The 8,287-nt window shown below is 45.9% G+C and carries 7 protein-coding genes; 3 read left to right on the plus strand and 4 right to left on the minus strand.

Annotated features, from left to right (window positions below; genetic code table 11):
- Positions 1 to 22: 22 nt before the first annotated feature.
- The 4 genes from ACWVCM_RS15110 to ACWVCM_RS15125 form a co-directional block, all read right to left on the minus strand.
- Positions 23 to 817 carry an ABC transporter ATP-binding protein gene (locus ACWVCM_RS15110; RefSeq protein ID WP_455202595.1) on the minus strand — a complete coding sequence of 265 codons (795 nt, stop codon included), beginning with the start codon at positions 815 to 817 and terminating at the stop codon, positions 23 to 25.
- Positions 818 to 821: 4 nt separating this feature from the next.
- On the minus strand, positions 822 to 1,970 hold the full coding sequence (locus ACWVCM_RS15115; protein WP_455202596.1) for an MlaE family ABC transporter permease: 1,149 nt from the start codon (positions 1,968 to 1,970) through the stop codon (positions 822 to 824).
- A 221-nt stretch (positions 1,971 to 2,191) separates the two neighbouring features.
- Positions 2,192 to 3,676, minus strand: a complete 1,485-nt coding sequence (locus tag ACWVCM_RS15120; RefSeq protein ID WP_455202597.1) for a cytochrome-c peroxidase — start codon at positions 3,674 to 3,676, stop codon at positions 2,192 to 2,194.
- Between the two features lie 588 nt (positions 3,677 to 4,264).
- Positions 4,265 to 4,564 (minus strand): hypothetical protein, encoded by a 300-nt coding sequence (locus tag ACWVCM_RS15125; protein WP_455202598.1) that lies wholly within the window; start codon positions 4,562 to 4,564, stop codon positions 4,265 to 4,267.
- A 600-nt stretch (positions 4,565 to 5,164) separates the two neighbouring features.
- Between ACWVCM_RS15125 and ACWVCM_RS15130 the strand changes: the two genes are divergently transcribed.
- The 3 genes from ACWVCM_RS15130 to ACWVCM_RS15140 form a co-directional block, all read left to right on the plus strand.
- A complete protein-coding gene (locus tag ACWVCM_RS15130) occupies positions 5,165 to 7,288 on the plus strand; it encodes a choice-of-anchor D domain-containing protein (protein ID WP_455202599.1) in 2,124 nt (707 codons plus the stop codon).
- Between the two features lie 101 nt (positions 7,289 to 7,389).
- A complete protein-coding gene (locus tag ACWVCM_RS15135; protein WP_455202600.1) occupies positions 7,390 to 7,566 on the plus strand; it encodes a hypothetical protein in 177 nt (58 codons plus the stop codon).
- 227 nt (positions 7,567 to 7,793) lie between these two features.
- A partial coding sequence (locus tag ACWVCM_RS15140; RefSeq protein WP_455202601.1) for a hypothetical protein occupies positions 7,794 to 8,287 on the plus strand: 494 nt, incomplete at its 3' end.

Consider the following 8,287-nt stretch of genomic DNA (forward strand, 5'->3'; position numbering starts at 1 on the left):
AGTAAAGGGTTTGCACGTTTACTCATAATTTACCCCAGTTGAGGAAGGATCGTACCTGCGGATCAGGTGACTGGTCGCGCAATACTTTGGGATCACCGGTGGTTAACATAGTTTTGCTTTCTGCATCCAGAAATATCGAGTTATCGGCGATGGTAAAAATACTGGCCAGCTCATGGGTGACAACGACGACTGTTGTACCCAGGCTGTCGCGCAGTTCCAGAATCAGCTCGTCCAGTCGTCGTGAACTAATAGGGTCCAACCCCGCTGAGGGTTCATCGAAAAACAGAATTTCCGGATCCAGCGCCATGGCGCGTGCCAGGCTGGCGCGTTTTCTCATTCCACCGCTGATTTCTGAAGGATAGAATTCTTCAAAACCTGCTAATCCAACCAATGCCAGTTTAACGGCTACCACCTCGGCAATTTCCGCTTTACTCAAGTTGGTATATTCGGCCAAAGGTAACGCAACATTTTCTGCCAGTGTCAGAGAACTCCACAACGCACCGGCCTGGAACATGACGCCAAAACGATGCTTGATGGTTTTCTGAATTTCAGGCGTTGCCTGCCAGTAGTTGATCTCGTCGATATAAATGTCACCCCGGGCCGGTGGCTTCAGCCCGATCATATGTTTCAACAAGGTGCTTTTCCCGCAGCCGCTGCCGCCCATGATGACAAATACTTCGCCGCGCTTGATGGTAAAATTAAGGTCACGTTGAACAACGAAATCGCCATAGGCCATGGTGAGATCACGCACTATGATATGTGGTTCGCTTTGCTGCTGCGTGTTAACGCTATTCTGTGCGTCTGCGGCGTGTCCCATTTTGTCAGATTCCGAGCTTGTAAAACACAATAGTAAGTGCTGAAGCCGCTATTACTATCAATAATATACTGGTGACCACGGCGGATGTGGTTGCTTCACCCACAGCCTGGGCGCTACGGCCACACTGCATACCTCGCAGGCAACCGGCGTATGCCACCAAAACACCATAAATAGTACCTTTGAAAACACCAACGCTAAAATGACGCAGGTCCAGTGCGCGTATGGTTTGGTGGTAATACTCAAATGCCCCGATATCGAATACCACTGTTGCTACTGTAAAGCCAGCCACGACGCCAATCAAACCCGAGTACAAGGTCAGCAGGGGCATCATGGTTATCAATGCCAGCAGACGAGGTAATACTAAAAAGTCTATGACGGAGATACCGAGCGTTTTTAAGGCGTCGATTTCCTCATTCACCTGCATGGTACCCAACTGCGCGGCGAAGGCGGCGCCGGTGCGTCCGGCTATGATAACACCTGTCATGAGTGCGCCCATTTCGCGCACCATCCCGATAGCAACCAGATCGGCGATATAAATTTCCGCGCCAAACTGTACCAGCTGTACTGCACCCATATAGGCGACGATCAGGCCCACCAGAAAACTGATTAGCGCTACAATCCCCAGTCCCTGTGGTCCCACTTCTTCAATAATTAAAAATAAATCCCTTTGTCGAAACTGCGCTTTACCGCGTAACCACCGCCCCAGTGATAATATCACCTCACCTAAAAATGACAGCGAAGCAGGCGCACCACGCAGTAGCTCAATGGTGAATGTCCCGATTTGCGTGATGAATCCTGGCGGCTTTTCCTCATGCCCCGGCTGTTTTACTGGCGGTACCGCCGTTGCAAGGACAAGCAATCGTTGCACACCGCTGGGCAGGCCTGATTTATCGATCTCGATGTGTTGCGATTGTGCAAGTTGAATGAGTTGCGCAAGAAAAGTGAGTAACCCGGTATCCCAGGCAGTCATCGCCTGGCTGTCAAAGTTAATCCGGGTAATGGAAGTATTGCGCAATGATGGCTCGATATCCGAGAATGCTGGACGACTTTGTTGCAGGCGCCATGCACCAGTTAGCTTGATGAGCAAAGTGTCATCTGTTTGACGTGTGGCTTCGAAGTTTGCTGTTTGTTGATAAGCGACAGTGTCAGGCATAATCCTGTGCCTATTGTTGTTCGAGTTTTCATACTATCAAACACTGAAGTCTTCTGAATTGATTTAAAACTAAAAATTCCTGTTTAATGGGATCTAAACAGGCTAACAGGATCGGAATTCCTATCAAATTTTAATCAATTCAGGGAAATAAAGCAGATAATAACAGATAATTAGGGATAGACCTGAATGGGATCGACAGACCGAGAATCAGCCTCAGAACATCAAAGAAGGTTATTATCTTGATCGTAGGCCCTTAAACGTAAGTCATCGGGATCGGAATCAGCGTCATCCGGTATCCAGGGTGCCATACAGGTACGACTTTTAACGCAGGGATCTGTTAAGGTACGTAGAAATGCCAGCAGGTTTTCAACATCTTGCTTACTTAGGTCAACACCTTGTATTGTCAGGCGGCCTGCCTGTAAATCCTGCTCGATTTTATCCAGTGCAGCCTGGGTATTCGTGCCTGTATTCGTCACCTGTATCGACGGATCGAGCTGACTGAAATCATAATGGCGCAAGGCAGCGGCTGGATCAATATAGTGACGGACAATCTGTTCAAGGGAAGTATAGGCGCCAGCGTGACCCCAGGGACCCGTTACCTCGACATTTAACAGGCTGGGAGTTTTGAATGCAAACTTGTCAGCCTCTATCCCGGTAACCTGGTAGCGCCCGAAATCATTGTCGCCTGTTAGGCCATCGCCTCGACCTCGCCCAATTTGTGGGGTAGCGATGGTATGTAACAATTCATCGGTGAAAAAGTCACCCGAATGGCATTGCGCACATCCGGCGCCACCTTGCTGTTGATGTCGAAAAAATAGTAAAGCACCTTGTTTCGCGGCGCGACTGATCGCTGCATTGTCACCTTCGACATAGTTTTTCCAGGGATTGTTAATAAATACCTGGGAACGTTCATAGGCGCCAATCGCCTCGACGATACGGTCAAAGGTAATTAATTCTTCTATCGAAGCCGCAGGACCATAAACATTTTCAAACTCACTTGCCCACTGGTTTGTTAACAACTCGCCAGTACCCATTGAATAGTTGCCCAGCCTTGCTTCAAGGTGAGCCCAGACGGCGCTCATGGGATTACCATTTTCAAATACCAGTCCGCGCATTTCGGCAATTGAAGTAACCGGGAACCTGGCCTGGGCAGATACGATATCAACGGCATCCGGATCAGGCATATCCAGTGCCTGTGATGCGGGTGTAAATATCCCGCCGTCGATTTTTTCGACACGAAAATCCCAGAACATTCCCCGGCTATAAAGCGCAACATTAAACGTGGTGGGCGCGTTGCGAGGAACCGTTGGGCCACCATCATAATTGCTCACATCCGGGCGATGCAGTCTGCCTGGCCCCAGCAAGTCAGGCTCCACCGCATTAGAACCAATGGGTAGTGACAGGTTGTCGCCCCCACCCAGCATGGGATGATGACAGGTAACACACGCTGAATCCTTATCCCCGCCTAATCCTTTACTGAAAAACAGTTTCATTCCCAATTTGGATAATGGGTCGTTGATACCAGTGACTGGTTTGTCGGTTGAAGGGTCTCCCGTTAAGCCCTGTGCCGCAATCACAGAACGTAACTGGTCATCCAGCGATGCTGAACTGTCATCCAGGCAAGCTGTTACACTAATTGCCAGTAGACATATTACAGTGAGCTGCATGGCGTGGTGTGCCATGTAAAATCGTATTGGTGACTTCACAAGTCGTGACCTTTGTTGTTGCTAAGAATTTCTATCGACATCATTTAATCAGGGCGTGTTGCGGCCTTTTCCTGGGTATAACTGTAAAATTGCTTAAATCATCGAGGCTTATGCCCGGTTAGAAAATTCATCTCTATATGATCGTAGGTAATAAATAATTCTTTAGTAAAATGTTAGTTTGACTAAGAATAGTTCAAAAAATGCTTCGAGTCGTACGAACAGCGAATAAAGGGCTCGGCGCCCATTCTCTATAGTCAGGGGGTTTTCATGACTAAGAGTGATTAGCAGCGGGATGCAAGCGCTGACTTTTATTGCACACCGAGACGTTTTAGTGGCGCGAAGAGTTTCAGCGAAAATATAATCCCGATTACCGCAATATCGGTTAGCTGCAGTTGTGATCCATAAAATATGTTGGGGAAAATGGCTAAGTAGATCAGGGCGATACTAAATTGAATATGTAGAACCCTGTAGGAAACAGCGGAACTCTGCCCGCATTGCGTGCAAACAATCGGCCTGGCATTGCTACTTAAGAGTTTAGCAATAAACCCAATAGATCGATGGTAACAATGAGGGCAGGCATACATATAATTACTTGATCAATTTGATCCAGTGAAACACCTGCCGATTTAAGAGCTTGATAAAGTCCCAGCCGCTTCCTGCCTGCTCTGCTGTTCGCACTGGACGTATTAGGCCAAATACAAAAAATACCGACGCCAGTAAGACCGATATCAATAAATAAACTTTGGCGCTAATGCCAAATGCCACGGGTGTTACAAACCAGATCAACAAACCTGTAAAAAATCCCATTGCGCCATGAACCAGGGCCAGTAAGAAATTTTCGACTGGATTGATTTTCTGTCGGGATTTTGTATTTTGATTCCTTTTCATCACGTTACCTGTTTTTTCTCTTATTTCTATATCGGTAAAATATCTACATTTTTAATTCCAAATGTGTGAAGCGATAGTGCTTTTTACAATCATAGGGACAGAAATTAGGGGGCGTGGGATGGGACTCGTCGCATTCCAAAGTGTTTTTTGCACCGCTTTCTGCGCGCAGTGTTTCTGTGTATGCGATTTTCCGTGCTCGCATACAGAAGCAGAAGAACCGGGTTCAGATAACAATCGTTTCTACCATCATGTCTATTATCAGGTAAAGTTTTTGTCTGACTTCGATTTTTAAACAGGCAGAGTCGGTTCGTAACCCTTTTTACTTATTACATTAAGCAGAGGTTATATACACTGCTCTACATTGATATATAGCAAAGCATTTGTAGCAGTATTTTGGTAATTTATTGTAAAAGGTATGCATCTTATAGTTTAGTAAAAAAGTCAGATAACCAAATTTACGAGCGTGGTTGTGTTCAGGCAGGAAAGTTATGTTTATCTGACTGTTTCCAGCTAACTGTTTTTAATTGACAATATTTTATGACATGGCTTTCCCGCCAAAAAAGCTGTATTCGCAGTTATATTATTGTGGGGGAGTGTGTCATGTCCTCATCAAAAATCATTAATATTGTAACGGTAGTGTTTTTACTATTTGCCGTTGCCCTGCCTGTTCATTCAGCGAATTTCACTGTTGATAGTCTGCTGGATAACGCGGATGCCTTTGTTGGCGATAATGTCTGCGATGATGGTAGCGGGGCATGTACCTTACGCGCGGCGATTCAGGAAGCAAACGTGTTATCTGGAGACGATTACATAGATATCAGCGTTACCGGTACAATCACGCTGGCCAGCGCATTACCCGCGATCGTTGAGAGAGTCAGTATAACTGGACCAGGCGCTGATCAATTAACAGTTAGTGGCGCCAATGCAATTCGCCCGTTTCAAATTTCCACAACCAATGTCAAGTTAACTGGGCTCACTATTAGTGATGGTCGTGCTATTACCGGTAGCCCGCCCAGAGGAGGTGGTATATACATAGAGACCGGGGCTGCGTTAACGCTGGAGGGTGTGGTGGTTAGCAATAACATGGCTATCTCAGGTGGAGGAATATACACACAAGGAACTCTATCTCTTAACCGCAGTACTGTCAGTGATAATCAGATTTCTCAATCAGGTAGCTATGTCTTTGCCTGGGGCGGTGGAATTCTTATTGAGGGTGCAGTGCTTACAATTAATAACAGCACAATCAGTGGTAACAGCAGCACCGCTGTGGGTGGTGTGCAAGCTTATGCTTTAGGTAGCGGTGTATCATCTTTAGATAGCGAATTGATCATTAATAATAGTACCATCAGTGGCAATGTAGCCAGTGCGAGTGGTGGTAGTTCAAATAATGGCGCGCATGGTGGTGGTATTTATGCTTATGCTGGTTCAAACCTGAGTATGTTGAACAGCACGGTCAGTAGTAATACTGTTTCTGCAACTGGCGCTGGAATTACAGAGCAGGGTGCCGGTGTCCATTGTTGTGATAATGGCATTTTTACGCTGACTAATAGCATAGTCAGTGGTAACACCTCGACCGCTGGTATCGACAACTGCTATCGACTGGATGCGGTGTTTGACACTAATTATAATATTGAAGATGCGGCTACCTGTGGGTTAACAGGGATAGGAGACCAGTCTAATACCGATCCACTATTAGAAGCTCTGGGCGATAATGGGGGCCTGACACAAACTCATCATTTGCAAGGCAGTAGCCCGGCTATTGATACTGGTTCGGATGTTGATTGTCCTGCGACTGACCAGCGTGGTGTTACTCGGCCGGTCGATGGCGATGCAATTGGTGGTGCTGACTGCGATATAGGCGCGGTTGAGTATTCGCCTTCTGCCATTCTTGTGGTAAATCCTGACAATATCGATTTTGGTCTGGTATATATTAATTCTTCCTCAGCTGACAGGATGGTGACGCTAGGTAATTCAGGTGCTGGTGCGTTAGAGGTAACCGCATTAGACCTGTCTGGTCCAGACGCCAATGATTTTACTGTTGATCCAGGTGATGGAAGCAGTGGTAGTTGTGGTCCAACGCCAATTACTCTCGATTTTTTATCTGACTGTACCGTGGCATTGGCTTTTGCGCCAGGTGATGTCGGTGACAGTAATGCTCAGCTTGATATTAGTTCAAATAGCGGCACTCGTGTTGTAACTTTGATGGGAAATGGATCAGTGCAACCTGTGCCAGGCATATTGATCAGTCCAGAAGAAGCAGACTTTGGTACGGTTACTGGCAGTGATGCCGTGGAGAAATATGTTTATGTGCTTAATGAAGGTAGCGCTGATCTTCAATTGGGTACCATCGGCGCAGTTGACCTCCTTGAGGATCCTTTCAGTATAAGTGCTGATGAGTGCTCGAATACCTATTTGCAGCCGGGTACTTTTTGTAAACTAACTGTTCGTTTTGATCCCGGTGCTGTGCCTGCTGCAGTGTTGGTTAGTGGCCTGTCGATTGCCGGCTTGCTTATTGTTGGTATGCTTAATCTGTCTGGTCGAAATTCGAAACTATGGTTGGTAATCTTGATGACGGCCTTGGTGCTGGGCGCCATATTGTCATCGTGTCATAGCGACGGTGGAGGAGGACCTTCAATAACGGTGTATACTGACAGTTTTGATATACCGAGCAACGACCCAGATACCGCCACATTAACTGTTAACGTTAAAGCGTCACGGTCATAAACCTTGATTTGTTGCGTATTATAGCAGGAAGAATAATAGAGGCGAGGATCCAATGAAAGCCAAATTTAGTGTCTAAAAACCCAAAACAAAGGAGATTTCAGATGGCAACAAAATTGGAAGAGGAAGAATATTTGTATAGACGGGCAATTGAAATTATTGAATCTGCTGATTCAGATTCAGACAAAGAAGACTTGTTGTTCGAGGAAGTATGGACACCACTGGCGGCGCTGTATGTAGAGCGGATTAAGGCTCCGCAGCCAGCAGTGGAAGCGGAGTAATTATAGAAGCAAGACCAGGTCGAATCAGTATCAATAATTGTTACTAAGCGAACTTAGTCAGACATTTGACTGAATTTTCAGCCGGGAAGGTTAGTTTCGCAGGTTAAATAAGTCGTTTAAAATCACGCTGACCCTGACTAACGGGGCGGTAGATTAATCCCAAATTATTTCATTTTCGATCCCTGAATTACAAGAATCATGGAAATATATCGAGTTGATGTACTGTAATGTCGAAAACACTTGTTATTCAATCACACCGTTCTCCTTTGCCTTTTCCCTGGATTGCTCAGTGCCTTGAATCTGTTCAGCATTGGTGCGCACTTAAACAGTACGAGTACCAGTTCCTGGGTGATGAATTATTTGATTGCTTGCCAGAGAATTTAATGGAAAAAGTGGAAGATCAGAAAGTCATTGCTTCTGATCTGGCGCGATTAAATGTTCTTCAAAAAGCCATAAGTAAAGGGTATGAGACAGTTGTATGGCTGGATGCAGATTTTCTTATATTTGATCCCAATAATTTTATATTGCCCGATGAGTCATTTGCGGTGGGACGAGAAGTTTGGGTGCAACGGGACAAGCAAGGCAAGTTGAAGGTTTATAAAAAGGTCCACAATGCCTTCTTAATGTTTCACAGGGAAAATAGCTTTCTGGATTTTTATGCCGAATCAGCTGAACGTTTGTTGCGACAAAACCAGGGTGGCATGCCACCACAGTTTATTGG

This window comes from Kaarinaea lacus (genome assembly GCF_975902315.1).

Bases quoted from the DNA above. Each gene is read 5' to 3' on its own strand.
- ACWVCM_RS15110 (WP_455202595.1), bottom strand. From the start codon at position 817: ATGGGACACGCCGCAGACGCACAGAATAGCGTTAACACGCAGCAGCAA.
- ACWVCM_RS15115 (WP_455202596.1), bottom strand. From the start codon at position 1,970: ATGCCTGACACTGTCGCTTATCAACAAACAGCAAACTTCGAAGCCACA.
- ACWVCM_RS15125 (WP_455202598.1), bottom strand. From the start codon at position 4,564: ATGAAAAGGAATCAAAATACAAAATCCCGACAGAAAATCAATCCAGTC.
- ACWVCM_RS15130 (WP_455202599.1), top strand. From the start codon at position 5,165: ATGTCCTCATCAAAAATCATTAATATTGTAACGGTAGTGTTTTTACTA.
- ACWVCM_RS15135 (WP_455202600.1), top strand. From the start codon at position 7,390: ATGGCAACAAAATTGGAAGAGGAAGAATATTTGTATAGACGGGCAATT.